Genomic DNA, 14530 nt, shown 5'->3' with positions numbered 1-14530 from the left:
TAGGCTGCTGCCGGGATGTCCGCATTTATAAGCCGGCACTGTCAAGGTTTTAGATATCCGGTCTCAGATTTTGCTTTCCTGCTTGCCGCGGTGTTCCGTCAGAAACAACAGGAAGGCGAGCGCCGGGAAGGCGAAGCCGATCCAGGCGGTCATCGTCCAACCGCCGGTCGCGTAGGCCCAGCCGCCGAGCGCCGAGCCGAGCGCGCCGCCGGCAAAGAAGGTGGCCATGAAGAGGCCGTTTAGCCGGCTGCGATGTTCCGGGTTCAAGCCATAGATGGCGCGCTGGCCGCAGACGAGATTGGTCGTCACCCCGAAATCAAGCATGATCGCCGCCACCGTCAGAAGGATCAGGGCGGTCAGCGAGCCGTCCGCGGCGAAATGGCTGATCAGGAAGGAAGCCATTCCGAGCAGCATGGCAAGCGTCGAGGCAATTTTCGTCATGCCGCGATCGGCAAGCCGGCCGGCGATCGGCGAGGCGATGGCACCGGCAGCACCGGCGAGCGCGAAGAGGGCGATGCCGTTCTGCGTCAGGCCGAAGGCCGGGCTTGCGAGCAGCAGCGGCGTCGTCGTCCAGAACAGGCTGAAGGCGCCGAACATACCGGCCTGATAAAGCGCCCGGCGCTGCAGCACGCGCGAGGTCAGCGCCAAGTGGCCCATGGAAGCCAGCAGCTCGCTGTAGCGTAGCTTCGTCTTCGGCACGCGGACCGGCAGGTTGGCGCGCAGGATGACGGCGAGCACGATCATCAACGCTGCGGTGACGTAATAGACCACATGCCAGGACGAGGCCTCGGCGACGAAGCTTGCGAAGGGGCGGGCCAGCATAATGCCGCAGAGCAGGCCGCTCATGACATTGCCGACGACCTGTCCCCGTGTCGCATCGGGGGCCATGTTGGCGGCAAAGGGAACCAGGACCTGAACGGCGACCGATGAAAGGCCGATGCAGAGTGAGGCGACGAGGAAGGCCGTGGGTGTTGAAGCCAGCGCCGCGCCGATCAGCGCAACAGCGGAGACGGCAACCAGCAGCAGCACAAGCCGGCGGTTCTCCGTGAGGTCACCGAGCGGCACGATCAGCAGCAGGCCGAGGCCGTAGCCGATCTGCGTCAGCGTGACGATCAGGCCGGTTGCGGCAGGCGTGAAGCCGAGCTCGGCGCTGATTAAGCCGGCAAGCGGCTGGCCGTAATAGAGATTGGCGGCCACCAGCCCGCAGGCGGCGGCAAAAAGAAAGGTGAGCCAGGGGGATAGCGCCCGTGGAATGGCCTTATCCGGCGCGGTGGCTGAAATGCTCATCAGAAACTCCGGTATGGTTGAAAGGATTAATCGCAAATCGGTCTGCCGGCAGCCACCCGTTTCCGGCCGCGCAGGGGAATGCTGGCATTCCCCTGGGGGAAATGTCAGGTCACCAGCTTCATCGCGGCTTCGGCAGCGGCAGCCATTTCTTCGCCGCTGCGTTCCGTCTTGCCGATAACGCGCATGCCCTTGGTGAGGCAGAGAAGCGCAAGTGCGACCGCCGATATATCGATATGCGCCGAAATCGAGCCGTCGGACTGGCCGAGGCGGATGAGGTCGGCGAGAAGCGTCTCGTCGGTCATGAAGGCGGTGGCGACACGTTCGGCCGCCTCTTCGTCGAAGAGGGCGAGATCGCTGGCGCTGCCGACGACGAGGCAACCCTGCCTGCCGATTTCACCGTGCGAAGAGCCGGCAAAGAAGGTGATGAGCGCATGGAGCTTGTCGCGGCCGGTCTCGGCACTTGCCAGCCTGGCATCGAGCAGGCCGCGACGCACGGCGCGGTAGCGGTCGAAGGCGGCGAGGAAGATGCCGCGCTTGTCGCCGAAGGCCTTGTAGACGCTTCCGGCGGCCAGCCCCATGGCCTCGGTGAGTTCGCTGATCGAGGCGGCATGATAGCCGCGCTCGGAAAAGACGCGCAGGGCTGCGTCGAGTGCCGCCTCCGCATCGAATTCCCGCGGACGACCGCGGCTCCGGGTCTTCTCTTGATGGTCGAGGGTCGTTGCGTTCATGTTCGCCTAATTAGGAAATGATCGTTTCCAAATCAAGCGAAATTTTGCGACGAAGCAAGTCAGAGGGTGAGGACCCAGGTCTGGCCATTCGCTTCGGGGCCGAACATTCGATGTCTCTCCTCGGAGACAAGCCGAAAGCCGGCCTTGATATAGATGACGCGGGCCGTCTCCAGCATGTCATTGGTCCAGAGCGAAAGCTCGCGGTAGCCCTTCTGCCTGCAAAAGCGGATGCATTCGTCGACCAGCAGCTTGCCGAGCCCGAGGCCGCGGGCCGATTTGTCGACATAGAGCAGCCGCAGCTTGGCGATGCCGTCGCCGCCATTGGTGACGAGGACCGAGCCGACATTGACGCCGCCACGTTCGGCGATCCAGCAATATTCCTTGGCGGGATCGAAGTTGGCGAGAAATTTGCCGGCGACCTCGGCGACCAGCGCCTCGAAGCGCAGGTCCCAGCCATATTCCTCGGCGTAGAAGCGGCCCTGGCTCTGAACGATCCAGCCGATATCGCCGGCGCGGTGGGCGCGGATGATGGCGGGTGCGGGCTTGGCCGCCGGGTCGAGCAGGGCGCGGATGGTATGCATGGCCGAGACGACGGCTTGCGGTTCGCCGATCGCCAGATCGTCAAAACGGGCGGCGATCTGGGCATTGGCGCGCCGGCCGAGTTCCTCGAACTGCGCGAGTCCCCGGTCGGTGACATTGATGATCTGGCTGCGCAGGTCGGCCGGATCCGGGCTGGTCTCGATCAGCCCCTCGGTGCGGAAACGCTTGAGGATGCGGCTCAGATAGGCCGGGTCGAGATGCAGGTCGCGGACAATGGCTGCGGCGCTGACGCCGTCATGCGAGCCGATCTCGAAGAGAATGCGGGCATCCGTCAGGGTGAAGGGCGAGTCAAGATAGGCCTTGTTCAGCAGGCCGAGGAAGTTCGTGTAGAAGCGGTTGAAATCGCGGGCGGTTTCGATGAGGGCGGAATCGGACATGGGCGTGATCTCCAAGGGAGACACGGAGATCTCCAGATGGAGATCTCGCCAGACTGCGGGGCAAAGCACGCTCTTCACTCGGCGTCATCCTCGGCCTTGTGCCGAGGATTTGCTGCCTGTCAACCGGAGGCAGATGCTCGGGACAAGCCCGAGCATGACGAAGGAGGGGTGGCCGACTGTGCCAACAAACTGAAAAAAGATCTCCGAACGAAGACATTTTTCATGCATTTAGTTGACTGAGTCAACTAAATTGTGGCGCGGTCAAGCCGCCTCTTCTGTCTCCGCCTCTTCTGTCTCCGCCTCCTCGTCGCCGAGAGCGAAATCCACCGCCGCGCGGGCATGGATCGCGGTAGTGTCAAAGCCCGGCAGTGGCAGGCGGTTGGGATCGAGGATCAGGCAGATCTCGGTGCAGCCGAGGATGATGCTGTCGGCGCCGTTATCCATGGCGCGGTCGATGATATCAATCAGCTTTTCGCGCGAGCTGTCGAGCACCCTGCCGGCGCAGAGTTCGTTGAAGATGATGTCGTGCACGATGGTGCGGTCGGCGGCGTCGGGCACCATGATGTCTAGGCCGAGGCTCTTCATCCGGTCGGCGTAGAAGCCGTGCTCCATCGTGTAGCGCGTGGCAAGCAGCAGCGGACGCTTGCGGCCGGCCGCATGCAGCGATTTCGCCGTCTCGTCGATGATATGGATTAGCGGCACGGACACCTTTGCCGCGATTTCATCGGCGATCAGGTGCATGGTGTTGGTGCAGATGAGGATACAGCCGGCGCCTGAAGCCTGCAGCCGTTCCGCAACTGCGCCGAGGCGGCGGGCCGCTCCAGCCCAGTCGCCGGCCTTCTGAAGAGCGACGATCTCCTCGAAATTGACCGAATGCAGGATGAGCTCGGCCGAGGCGAGGCCGCCCCTGCGGGCGCGCACCATCTCGTTGACGAAGCGGTAATAGACCGCCGAACTTTCGAAACTCATGCCGCCGATCAGGCCGATCGTTTCCATCTCTTCATGCTCCTCATGCTTCGAGTTTCGAAAATAATGCCGCAGTTCTGGCGCGGCGTGTTTGCATTATTTGTCCCTTACGTCCAATACATGCTATTATTTTGCGCGATTTGGAGAGATCGTGCAAAATCAGGGCGGAAGGGTTATTTCTTACACATGTTGGACGATCGCGACAGGCGCATTCTCGACATGCTGCAGAAGGATGCAGGCATATCCGTGACCGATCTGGCCGAGCGCGTGGCGCTTTCGGTGTCGGCCTGCTCGCGGCGGATCCAGCGGCTGGAAGAGAGCGGCCATATCGCCCGGCGCATCATCGTGCTCGACCGGGAAAAGATGGGCGTGCCGACGACGGTCTTTGCGCTGGTCAAGACGGCGCATCATTCCGACGAGTGGACAGAGACCTTCCGCCGGATCATCGCCGACATTCCCGAGATCGTCGAGGCGCACCGGCTGACCGGCAATCACGATTACATCCTGAAAATCGTGCTGCCGCGCGTCGAGCATTACGACGTGATCTACAAGCAGATCGTTCGCAAGCTCGAACTCTTCGATGTTTCGGCGTCGATCTCGATGGAAGAATTGAAACATGGAATGGCGATACCCGTGGGCTACGCCCGGTAGTCTCGCCAACGAACCTCAGCTTCTGGGGATCGACGATGCGCGACACGTTTACAGCCTTCTGGAAAAGGCAAGGTGCGGATTGCACGAGGAGCCGATAATTCTCAGCACCAGCGATAGCGATTAATTTGTCTCCAGACGGAACATTTTTCGACATATTGCGTTCACCTTTGGTTCAGGAGGAGGGGAAGATGTCTCCTCCACTTGGAGGAGCAGAGGAGAACAGTCATGAGAAAGCTAAGCGTCGCCGCGTTATGCTTGATCATAGGTGTGCCGGGCATCACGCCGGCTCAGGCGTTTCCGGCTATCAACCCACCCAGGATCGAAGCACAGCAGCAGATAGAGCAGGTGCAATGGCGTGGCCATGGCGGCCACGGGGGTGGCGGCCATTACGGGGGTGGCGGCCATTACGGAGGCGGGTATTACGGGGGGCACCACCATAGTGGAGCGGGCTGGGGCTGGGCCTTGGGTGGTCTCGCTGTCGGCACCATCATTGGCGGCGCCTTGTCACAGCCCTATTACGGCTCGTACTACGGGTCGCCCTACGGCTATTACGGCTCGCCATACGGCTACCGCCGGCCCTACTACGGCTATTACGGCCGGCCATATCAGAACTATGCATCATCAGCCTATTATGGAGGGGGAAGCAGCCACGAGAGTTGGTGTTATGCGCGCTATCGTTCGTACAGGGCGTTCGACAATACCTTCCAGCCCTATCACGGACCCCGTCGCCAGTGCGTCGGTGCCTATTGATTGGTACGACGCATATGCCGCTTGTGAACTGGTTGCAGGCCCGACGACCGTCCTGCGACCCGTTCGCACGGCATGTCTGCCTTGCACCCAGCCGAAGCTCGCTCCGGGCAACTAAAACCCGACTGGCTTTCCGCGCCGGAACTTCGCCGGGATCATTGCAGGAGTAGCCGATAATCTCAGCGCCATCGACTGCGATCGGCGCAGGGGAGACATGCCGAAACGGCGGTTGCAACCATTGCGCCGAGGGCCACATTGGCTTTGTGCAAAATGGCGCAAAGGGGTATGTCATGAGCGACCATCATGTCGTCGTTGTCGGCGGCGGTTTCGGCGGGCTGCAGCTCGTCAACGGGTTGAAAGGTGCCGGCGTCAGGATCACGCTCGTCGACCGGCGAAATCACCATCTCTTCCAACCGCTGCTCTACCAGGTGGCGACGACCATTCTCTCCACCTCGGAGATCGCCTGGCCGATCCGCCGCCTCTATGCCGACCGGCCCGATGTGAAGGTGTTGCTCGGCGAGGTCACCGGTGTCGATAGCGGCGCCAGGACGGTGTCCCTCCGCAACGGCATGACTCTGGGTTACGATACGCTGGTGCTGGCGACCGGGGCGACGCATGCCTATTTCGGCCGTGACGAATGGGAGCCATTGGCGCCGGGCCTGAAGACGCTCGAGGATGCGACGACGATCCGCCGGCGCGTGCTGCTCGCCTTCGAGAAGGCTGAGATGGAGAGCGATCCTGCCGTGCGCGACGCGCTTCTGACCTTCACCATCGTCGGTGCCGGGCCGACTGGCGTCGAGCTTGCCGGCATCATCGCCGAGCTTGCGCATTTCACGCTGCCGAAGGAATTCCGCAACATCGATACGCGCAAGACCCGCGTCGTGCTGGTCGAGGCCGGCCCGCGGGTGCTGTCGAGCTTCGCCGAGGAGCTTTCGGCCTATGCCCAGACGGTGCTGGAGAAACTCGGCGTCGAGATCCATCTCGGCAGGCCGGTGACCGAGTGCAGCGCCGACGGCGTGAAGATCGGCGATACCTTCGTCGCCAGCCGGACGATCGTCTGGGCAGCCGGCGTCACCGCCTCGCCGGCGGCACGCTGGCTCGGCGTTGCCGCCGACCGGGCAGGGCGCGTCGTCGTCGAAAAGGACTTGAGCGCACCGGGTCTGTCCGATGTCTTCGTCATCGGCGACACGGCATCGGTCATGCGCGAGGATGGCAAGCCGGTGCCGGGCATCGCACCGGCGGCCAAGCAGCAGGGCGGCTACGTCGCCAAGGTCATCCGCGCCCGCCTGTCCGGCAAGCCGGCGCCCGCATCCTTCCGCTACCGGCATCAGGGCAGCCTGGCGACGATCGGCCAGAGTGCGGCGATTATCGATTTCGGCCGCATCAAGCTGAAGGGCTGGATCGCCTGGTGGATCTGGGGCCTTGCCCACATCTACTTCCTGATCGGCACCCGCTCGCGCTTCTCCGTCGCCTGGAGCTGGCTATGGATCTATCTCAGCGGCCAGCACAGCGCCCGGCTGATTACGCAGCGGGAGACGATGCGGGAGGAGGGGTAGGACTCGGCGGTGTGTATGGCGATCCTGCGGATTGCCTAAAGTGCATCTCGGAATGCGCCCTCTCTCCGGCCTCATCTGAGGTGCCCCGGAGGGGCCTCGAAGGACGGGGCCGGCCACCGGCGCGTCACCAGCGATTCGGCCCGCAGCACGCTCCCGCATAGTCACCCGCCCTCGTGGTTCGAGACGGCCCTCTGGGCCCCCTCACCATGAGGGCTGATCGGTGTGCTTGGCGCCGCGCCACGCGCAGGGATACACCCAGGCTTGACACATCTGCCCACGCGCCCTTAGCATTCCACCCGCGTCGCCCAACCACCGGGCGCTCCGCATCCAGCCGTCGCGATCAGCGAATAGAGGTTCCAATGCGCCGACTCACTTCTCACGAAAATCACATCCGAAATTCTGAGAAGTTGGTGGTTCATGCGCACTTTGAATCTGGGCATCCTCGCCCATGTGGATGCGGGCAAGACTAGTCTTACCGAAAGACTGCTTTTTGACGCCGGGGTCATCGACAAGCTCGGCAGCGTCGATACAGGCAATACACAGACGGACACGCTCGAACTCGAACGGCAACGCGGCATAACGATCAGGGCCGCGGTTGTGTCGTTTACGATCGGCGACAGGACCGTCAATCTGATCGACACACCCGGCCACCCCGATTTCATCGCCGAGGTCGAGCGGGTGCTTGGGTTACTGGATGCCGCGGTCGTCGTCGTTTCGGCGGTCGAGGGCGTGCAGGCGCAGACGCGTGTGCTGGTGCGGGCGCTGCGGCGACTTGGCGTGCCCTTCGTCTTCTTCATCAACAAGGTCGATCGCCTCGGCGCGCGGTATCCGGACGTGATGGAAGCGCTTGCCGCGCAACTGGCGGTGCGTCCCATCGCCATGTCTTCCGTCATCGACGCCGGCAGCAAGCTTGCCCGGGTGGAGGCTCTGGCGCCGGGAGACGAGCCGCTTTTTTCGGCGCTCTGCGAGGCGCTCGGCGAGAACGACCAGGCGCTGCTCGATGACTATGTGCTCGCCCCCGAACGACTGACCACGGAAAGGCTCAGGCGCAGCCTGGCCGATCAGGTGGCAAGGGGCCTGGTGAATCCCGTCTTCGCAGGAGCGGCCATGACCGGCGCCGGCCTGCCGGCGCTAAGCTCGGCCATCGCGACGCTGTTGCCCGGGCGGCGGCTTGATCCGGACGGGCCGGTCGCCGGCAAGATCTTCAAGATCGAGCGCGGCTGGGGCGGCGAAAAGCTCGCCTATCTCTACCTGACTTCGGGCACCGTGCGGCTGCGGCAATATCTGGATCTGCCCAGGGGCGAGGATCGGGTGACCGCAATCCATGTGTTCGAGGCCGGCCGCAGCCATGGCGCCGCGCGCTTCTGCGCCGGCCAGATCGCCCGCGTCGGCGGCCTTGCCGGCGCCCGGATCGGCGATGCGGTGGGCAGCGATCCGGCCTCGGGCGGGCGGGCGTACTTCGCTCCGCCGACGCTCGAAACTCGCGTGCTTGCCCGGCGGCCCTCGGACAGCGCGGCACTTTGGCTGGCACTGAACCAGATGGCCGAGCAGGATCCGCTGATCAATCTGCGCAGGACCGAGGAGACGAATGAAGTCTTCGTGTCGCTCTATGGCGAGGTGCAGAAGGAGGTTATCCAATCGACGCTGCTGACGGATTTCGGCCTCGATGCGGGTTTCGAGGAAAGTACGCCCATCTTGGTCGAGAGACCCGCCGGCACCGGGGCCGGCCTGCAGATCCTCTTCAAGGAGCCGAATCCGTTTCTCGCCACCATCGGCCTGCGCGTCGAGCCGCGTCCTGCCGGCGCAGGCAACAGCTTCGCGCTGGAGGTGGAGGTCGGGCAGATGCCCGTTGCCTTTTACCGGGCGGTCGAGGAAACCGTGTTCGAGACGCTGAAACAGGGCATTTTCGGCTGGCAGGTCATCGATTGTCATGTGGCGATGACGGCGGCGCGGCACAGTTCGCCCGCAAGCACCGCCGCCGATTTCCGGCAATTGACGCCCTGGGTGCTGGCAACGGCGCTCTCGGCTGCGCAAACGGTCGTCTGCGAGCCTTTCAACCGCTTTCACTTGGAAGCGCCTGTCGAGAGCCTGAGCAGCGTGCTCACTTTGCTGGCGAAATCCGCTGCGGCGACGTCGGATTCGGTGATCGCCGATGGCGTGGCGCGGCTCGAAGGCACTCTGGCGTCTCAGATGGTTCAAAGCGTCCAGCAGCAATTGCCGGGCCTGACGAGCGGGGCAGGGACGATGGAAACCGCTTTCGAACACTATAACCCTATGGCCGGGCCGCCACGCCTGCGCCGGCGCTCGGGGCCTGATCCATTCAACCCCGTCGAATATCTGCTGCGTTTGCTGGGCCGTGCCGAGAGCGTGTCGCGAGACGGTTGAGCTTGCCTGAGAGCCCAAAAGTCCAAGAGAGCCTCATGCTGAGGTGCGCAGGCCGAAGGCCGGAGCCTCGAAGCACGGGGCGGGCGCTCTGGCGAGCCACGGAGCGGCGTTTGCGGGGGTGCTTCGAGGGGATCCTGCGGATCGCACCTCGGCATGAGGGCGGCTGAGGATGCCGCTCGCTATCGACGAGGCGGCTCCCAAAGGAGCCGCCTCTCGTTTCCTCAAGCCGCCAGCGAGGCGATGTCGATGACGAAGCGGTAGCGGACGTCGCTCTTCAGGACGCGTTCATAGGCTTCGTTGACCTGCTCTATGTTGATCTTCTCGATCTCCGAGACGATGTTGTGCTTGCCGCAGAAGTCGAGCATTTCCTGGGTTTCCTTGATCGAGCCGATCATGGAACCGGCGAGGCTCTTGCGCCCGCCGATGACCGAGAAGGCATGGACCGGAACCGGATGCTCGGGAACGCCGACCAGTACCATCGTGCCATCGGGCTTCAGGAGGCTGAGATAGGCGTTCCAGTCGATCACCGTGCCGACCGTGTTGATGATCAGGTCGAAGGTGCCGGCCAGCTTGGTGAAGGTTTCTGCATCGCTCGTTGCGTAATAGTCCTTGGCGCCGAGCTTCAGGCCGTCTTCCTTTTTCGACAGCGACTGCGAGAGTACGGTGATGTCGGCGCCCATGGCCGCGCCGATCTTCACGCCCATATGGCCAAGGCCGCCCATGCCGACGATCGCGACCTTCATGCCGGGGCCGGCCTTCCAGTGGGCGAGCGGTGAGTAGAGCGTGATGCCGGCGCAAAGCAGGGGAGCGCCTGCATCGAGCGGGATATTGTCGGGAAAGCGCAGCACATAGCCTTCCTTGACGACGATAGAATCGGAATAACCGCCAAAGGTCGGGGTCGCGCCGTCGGCTTCGACGTCGTTATAGGTCTGGACCAGACCCGGCATGAAGTGCTCGTAATCCAGGTCGCGCGTGGCGCAGCCGACGCAGGAATTGACGAAGCAGCCCACACCGACGCGGTCGCCGACCTTGAACTGGGTGACCTTGGAGCCGACGGCGGAAACGACGCCGGCAACCTCGTGGCCGGGCACCATCGGGTATCTGGAGTTGCCCCATTCGTTGCGGGCCTGATGAATGTCGGAATGGCAGACGCCGCAATATTGCACCGAGATGACGACGTCGTCATCGTTCGGCTCACGGCGCTCGAAGGTGAAGGGGGTTAGCGGCTTGGAGGCGTCGGTCGCGGCGTAGCCTTTTGCAATAGGCATGGGAACCTTCCTTTTCGATTTTGGAGGTAGGGGTTGATCGGGATGGCGGACTATTGCCCGGAACTGCGCGACGGAGGTAGAGTGATCCTCTCAGCTTTTTGCACGATCCTGCAAAAATGCCGGGAGCGGCCTATTTGGGAAGTGCCGGAGCTACTTACATAAAAGCTGCCCAATTGGCGTCAGACAGAAAGAGTTGCCGCATGACATTGCCTTTCAGCCCCTATCAGGAAATCGTCGACATCGCGCTGCGCTTCACGCCGGGTGACGGCGCATTCTCGACTGATATCGGCAATCTTCACCTCAGCCGTTGCTCCAAGCCCAGCGATCCGCTGCACAGCAGCTACGGGCCCTGTTTTGGCTTTGTCCTGCAGGGGGCCAAGAGGCTGCGCCTCGGCACGGAACTGATCAGCTACGGGACTGGGGACTATCTGCTGACCTCGCTCGACCTGCCGGTCGCCTGGCGTGTCACGGAGGCGAGCCTTGAGGTTCCGCATCTCTGCCTGGCGCTGGCAATCGATTCCGAAAAGCTGCTGGAGTTGCTCAGCCGCATCGATATTCCCCGCCCTGCCGCCCATACCGATGGGCAGCGCGGCATGGTGGTGAACGTCGCGCCGCCGGAGCTTTTGGATGCTGCCGTCCGCCTGCTGCGCTTGCTCGATCGTCCGGGCGACATTCCTGCCATGGCGCCGCTGATCGAGCAGGAAATTCTCTACCGGGTGCTGACCGGGCCGGATGGCGCGCGGCTGATCAACATCGCCACGGCTGACAGCCACAGCAACAGGATCTCGCGCGCCGTCGCCTGGCTGAAGGAGAATTTTGCACGGCCGCTGCGCATCGAGGATCTTGCCGACCGCGTCAGCATGAGCGTCTCGTCCTTCCATCACCACTTCAAATCGGTCACGGCGATGACGCCGGTGCAGTATCAGAAGCAGCTTCGCCTGCATGAGGCGCGCCGGCTGATGTTCGTCGAGCGCCTCGATGCGGGCACGGCCGGCCACCGCGTCGGCTATCAGAGCCCGTCGCAGTTCAGCCGCGAATACAGCCGCCTCTACGGCGCCTCGCCCGCCCGCGATGTCGACGGCGGGCGCGAGATCATGGCGGCGGAATAGCGCGCCGGCGCGCGCGACGCGCCAAGGCACGGCGCGGCATTAAAGGATGTTTGACGTTTCGTGGCTAGTCTGGCGCCGAACATCGAGCAGGCACCGCTGTCCGCATGACGCAAGCACCACTCCTTTCCATCGTCGCGCCTTGTCATAACGAGGAAGAGGGACTGCGCGAGTTCTGCCGCCGCGCCGCCGCTGCTGCCCAGAGCGTCGCCGGCGATGCCTTCGAACTGATTCTCGTCGATGACGGCTCGTCCGACGACACCTGGAAGATTATTTCACATCTGGCGGCTGATGTGCCGCAGGTGCTCGGCGTTCGTCTGCTGCGCAATCACGGCCATCAGCTGGCGGCGACGGCAGGGCTTTCGGCGTCGCGGGGCGAGCGCGTTCTTTTGATCGACGCCGATCTGCAGGACCCGCCCGAGCTGCTTTTGATGATGATGCCAATCATGGAGCGCGGCGCCGATGTCGTTTACGGCCAGCGCACGCGCCGCGAAGGCGAAAGTTGGTTCAAACTCGCGTCCGCTTCGCTTTTCTATCGCGCGCTTTCCAAGCTCGCTTCCGTGACCATCCCGCGCGATACCGGCGATTTCCGGCTGATGCGCCGACGCGTCGTCGATATTTTGCTGGCGATGCCGGAGCGCGATCGTTTCATTCGTGGCATGGTCAGCTGGATCGGCGGCAGGCAGGTGGCGCTTCCCTATGAGCGCGACGCCCGTTTTGCCGGCACGACGAAATATCCGCTGCGCAAGATGATCAATTTTGCACTCGATGCGATCACCAGCTTTTCAACGACGCCGCTGCGTATAGCCACATGGCTCGGCATGATCAGCGCCGGCGTCGCGATGGCGCTGCTCGTCTTCACCTTCGTTCGCTGGTTGCAGGGCGAGACGGTCACTGGCTGGTCGTCGATCATGGCTGCGGTCAGCGCCTTCAGCGCCATCCAGCTGATCTGTATCGGCATCATCGGCGAGTATCTCGGGCGTCTCGTACAGGAGAGCAAGAAGCGGCCGATGTTCATGATCGAAACAATCCTGCGCGGCGGCGAACCGGCCGAACTGCCCACCACTTTTTCGGAGATGAACGCCGGCGACAAGCGCGCCGCGCTGGATGCAGCCCTCGCATCCGGTGAGCTGCGGTCGCAGAAGAACAGTCGGATCGGTTGATGGACCGGATTGCGAGGTCTCCCATGGCGGCAGCCGAGCCTGGGGAATGCACCGCCCCGCAGGATTCGACTATTGCGATCGTCGCTTTCGTCACACTTGCCGCGATCCTGGTCGTGCTTTTTCCCTTTCCGCCAGTGCTCGACTACGCCAATCACTACGCCCGCATCTGGCTTCTTTCCGGCGGGATCAGCGAGCAGCCGTTTCCTGAAATCTACGCGGTCGATTGGAACCGCACCTTTACCAATGTCGGCATCGATCTTCTTGCCACCTGGCTGGGGCCGGTTGTTGGCGCCGACAGGCTGGCGCGGGCCTTGCTTTTCCTGGCGATCGTGCTGCCGCCGCTTGGCGCGATCGCCTTGCATCGCGCCCTTTTCGGCGGCCGGCACTATTGGCAGATCGCGATAACGTCGCTTGGCTGGTGCTCGACGATGATCGGCGGCTTCATCAATTTCCAGATCGGCCTTGGTATGGCCTTGTTCTTCGCCTGCGTCGATTTACGGCTGCAGGGCCGAAATCCCGGCCTGCTGTTTGCCTGGCGGCTTGCCGCGGCATTGCTGCTGACGTCAATGCATATCTTCTCGCTCGGCTTCTACATGGCGATCGTCTGCGGCCTCGAATTTTCCTGGCGCTTCGACATACTGCGATTGAAGGCGGGCGTCGTCAGGCTTGCCGGCCGGTTGGCGCTGGCGCTCGGGACCTGCATCCTGCCGCCGCTCGCGCTCTATCTCCATACGGCAGCTTTGCCCAATGCCGGTGGTGATGGACTTGGTATTGTCTGGAACGACGGCGTCGCCCTTATCGCCATCAATCTGCTGTCGGCCATCGTCACCTACGTCCCGCTGGTGGATGTCGTGCTGATTTTGCCGCTGATCCTCGTTTGCACGCGTGCCGCACGGGCGGGCGACATCCGCGTGCATGCAGGTCTTGCCGTCGCCGCCTTCGGCCTACTGCTTTTCTCCTGTGTTTCGCCACGGCACATGCTCGGCACCGGATGGATCAGCTGGCGCTTTCCGATCATGACGGCGCTCGTCGCCATGGCGATGGTGTGCCCCTTTGCCAATCTCACGCGCCGGCAGTCCCTGTTGCTGGCGCTCGTGGTCAATCTTGCGGTCTTCGGCCGTACAGCCTGGGTCGGGTGGAACTGGTGGTTGGCACAGAAGGATGTCGGTGCTGTCGAGCGTGTGCTGAAAAATGTGCCGGCCGGTGCGGCTGTGCTGCCTCTGGGGCATGAACCCACGACAGTGGTCGGTCTTGCCCACTCCAATCGGTATTTTGCCTGGGGGCTGGATACTTTCCGGCACCTGCCGACGCTCGCCGTTCCCTTCTCCCATGCTTTCGTGCCGACGGTCTTCACGGCAAAAGGCAAGCAGCCGTTATCCGTTCTGCCGCCGTGGTCTGAGATCGCGGTCCCTGAAGGCAATCTGCTGTCGATCGGCGTGCTTTCATGTCCCGCAATGATGCGGAAGTATGGAGACTTTACGCCCTATCTTTCGGACTGGCGCAGACGTTTCGATTTTATTCTTGTCGCTAATGGCGATGTTTCCGACCGCTATGTCGGCACCTTCATGCCGGCGGGCCTGACGTTGATCGAGGATGCCGGTTTCGCAAAGCTTTACGCGATCGATAAGACGATGACGGCAGAGCCTCTGTCGATCCCGGCTGGCTGCGCTACGACGTCATAGGCTGCGCCTCTTCG

The 14530-nt window shown here is 63.0% G+C and carries 12 protein-coding genes; 7 read left to right on the top strand and 5 right to left on the bottom strand.

From position 1 onward, the window contains the following. Positions 1–63: 63 nt before the first annotated feature. The 4 genes from J3O30_RS14855 to J3O30_RS14840 all read right to left on the bottom strand — a co-directional run bounded on the left by J3O30_RS14855 (position 64) and on the right by J3O30_RS14840 (position 3988). On the bottom strand, positions 64–1287 hold the full coding sequence (locus J3O30_RS14855) for an MFS transporter (protein ID WP_207581053.1): 1224 nt from the start codon (positions 1285–1287) through the stop codon (positions 64–66). 104 nt (positions 1288–1391) lie between these two features. Beyond that, positions 1392–2015 (bottom strand): TetR/AcrR family transcriptional regulator, encoded by a 624-nt coding sequence (locus J3O30_RS14850; protein ID WP_207581052.1) that lies wholly within the window; start codon positions 2013–2015, stop codon positions 1392–1394. Between the two features lie 59 nt (positions 2016–2074). Then, positions 2075–2992 carry a bifunctional helix-turn-helix transcriptional regulator/GNAT family N-acetyltransferase gene (locus tag J3O30_RS14845; RefSeq protein ID WP_207581051.1) on the bottom strand — a complete coding sequence of 306 codons (918 nt, stop codon included), beginning with the start codon at positions 2990–2992 and terminating at the stop codon, positions 2075–2077. 261 nt (positions 2993–3253) lie between these two features. Further along, positions 3254–3988 carry an aspartate/glutamate racemase family protein gene (locus tag J3O30_RS14840; protein ID WP_207581050.1) on the bottom strand — a complete coding sequence of 245 codons (735 nt, stop codon included), beginning with the start codon at positions 3986–3988 and terminating at the stop codon, positions 3254–3256. Between the two features lie 156 nt (positions 3989–4144). On the opposite strand from J3O30_RS14840, the gene J3O30_RS14835 reads away from it, so the two are divergent. The 4 genes from J3O30_RS14835 (at position 4145) to J3O30_RS14820 (ending at position 9297) form a co-directional block, all read left to right on the top strand. Then, entirely contained in the window at positions 4145–4609 is a 465-nt protein-coding gene (locus J3O30_RS14835) for an Lrp/AsnC family transcriptional regulator (RefSeq protein WP_207581049.1), read from the top strand. A 225-nt stretch (positions 4610–4834) separates the two neighbouring features. Then, positions 4835–5359 carry a BA14K family protein gene (locus J3O30_RS14830; protein WP_207581048.1) on the top strand — a complete coding sequence of 175 codons (525 nt, stop codon included), beginning with the start codon at positions 4835–4837 and terminating at the stop codon, positions 5357–5359. Between the two features lie 287 nt (positions 5360–5646). After that, complete coding sequence (locus J3O30_RS14825) at positions 5647–6912, top strand: NAD(P)/FAD-dependent oxidoreductase (protein ID WP_207581047.1); 1266 nt, start codon at positions 5647–5649, stop codon at positions 6910–6912. A 417-nt stretch (positions 6913–7329) separates the two neighbouring features. Next, a complete protein-coding gene (locus J3O30_RS14820; protein WP_207581046.1) occupies positions 7330–9297 on the top strand; it encodes a TetM/TetW/TetO/TetS family tetracycline resistance ribosomal protection protein in 1968 nt (655 codons plus the stop codon). Positions 9298–9518: 221 nt separating this feature from the next. Here the strand turns inward: J3O30_RS14820 and J3O30_RS14815 are convergent, their stop codons facing one another. Beyond that, positions 9519–10565, bottom strand: a complete 1047-nt coding sequence (locus J3O30_RS14815) for an NAD(P)-dependent alcohol dehydrogenase (protein ID WP_207581045.1) — start codon at positions 10563–10565, stop codon at positions 9519–9521. Positions 10566–10765: 200 nt separating this feature from the next. Between J3O30_RS14815 and J3O30_RS14810 the strand changes: the two genes are divergently transcribed. The 3 genes from J3O30_RS14810 (at position 10766) to J3O30_RS14800 (ending at position 14516) form a co-directional block, all read left to right on the top strand. After that, entirely contained in the window at positions 10766–11674 is a 909-nt protein-coding gene (locus tag J3O30_RS14810) for an AraC family transcriptional regulator (RefSeq protein WP_207581044.1), read from the top strand. A gap of 104 nt (positions 11675–11778) precedes the next feature. Next, positions 11779–12834 carry a glycosyltransferase family 2 protein gene (locus J3O30_RS14805; protein WP_207581043.1) on the top strand — a complete coding sequence of 352 codons (1056 nt, stop codon included), beginning with the start codon at positions 11779–11781 and terminating at the stop codon, positions 12832–12834. After that, on the top strand, positions 12834–14516 hold the full coding sequence (locus J3O30_RS14800) for a hypothetical protein (protein WP_207581042.1): 1683 nt from the start codon (positions 12834–12836) through the stop codon (positions 14514–14516). Before J3O30_RS14805 ends, J3O30_RS14800 begins: the two co-directional genes overlap by 1 nt. The last annotated feature ends 14 nt before the right edge of the window (positions 14517–14530 follow it).

Origin of the sequence: Rhizobium sp. NZLR1, from assembly GCF_017357385.1 — a bacterium.
Lineage (GTDB): Bacteria > Pseudomonadota > Alphaproteobacteria > Rhizobiales > Rhizobiaceae > Rhizobium.
This window is presented reverse-complemented; position numbering and strand designations above follow the sequence as displayed.

What these genes read in the sequence shown, in the direction of transcription:
- J3O30_RS14815 (WP_207581045.1), bottom strand. Translation starts at nt 10,565, where the DNA reads ATGCCTATTGCAAAAGGCTACGCCGCGACCGACGCCTCCAAGCCGCTA.
- J3O30_RS14835 (WP_207581049.1), top strand. Translation starts at nt 4,145, where the DNA reads ATGTTGGACGATCGCGACAGGCGCATTCTCGACATGCTGCAGAAGGAT.
- J3O30_RS14850 (WP_207581052.1), bottom strand. Translation starts at nt 2,015, where the DNA reads ATGAACGCAACGACCCTCGACCATCAAGAGAAGACCCGGAGCCGCGGT.
- J3O30_RS14840 (WP_207581050.1), bottom strand. Translation starts at nt 3,988, where the DNA reads ATGGAAACGATCGGCCTGATCGGCGGCATGAGTTTCGAAAGTTCGGCG.
- J3O30_RS14810 (WP_207581044.1), top strand. Translation starts at nt 10,766, where the DNA reads ATGACATTGCCTTTCAGCCCCTATCAGGAAATCGTCGACATCGCGCTG.
- J3O30_RS14805 (WP_207581043.1), top strand. Translation starts at nt 11,779, where the DNA reads ATGACGCAAGCACCACTCCTTTCCATCGTCGCGCCTTGTCATAACGAG.
- J3O30_RS14825 (WP_207581047.1), top strand. Translation starts at nt 5,647, where the DNA reads ATGAGCGACCATCATGTCGTCGTTGTCGGCGGCGGTTTCGGCGGGCTG.
- J3O30_RS14830 (WP_207581048.1), top strand. Translation starts at nt 4,835, where the DNA reads ATGAGAAAGCTAAGCGTCGCCGCGTTATGCTTGATCATAGGTGTGCCG.
- J3O30_RS14845 (WP_207581051.1), bottom strand. Translation starts at nt 2,992, where the DNA reads ATGTCCGATTCCGCCCTCATCGAAACCGCCCGCGATTTCAACCGCTTC.
- J3O30_RS14855 (WP_207581053.1), bottom strand. Translation starts at nt 1,287, where the DNA reads ATGAGCATTTCAGCCACCGCGCCGGATAAGGCCATTCCACGGGCGCTA.
- J3O30_RS14800 (WP_207581042.1), top strand. Translation starts at nt 12,834, where the DNA reads ATGGACCGGATTGCGAGGTCTCCCATGGCGGCAGCCGAGCCTGGGGAA.
- J3O30_RS14820 (WP_207581046.1), top strand. Translation starts at nt 7,330, where the DNA reads ATGCGCACTTTGAATCTGGGCATCCTCGCCCATGTGGATGCGGGCAAG.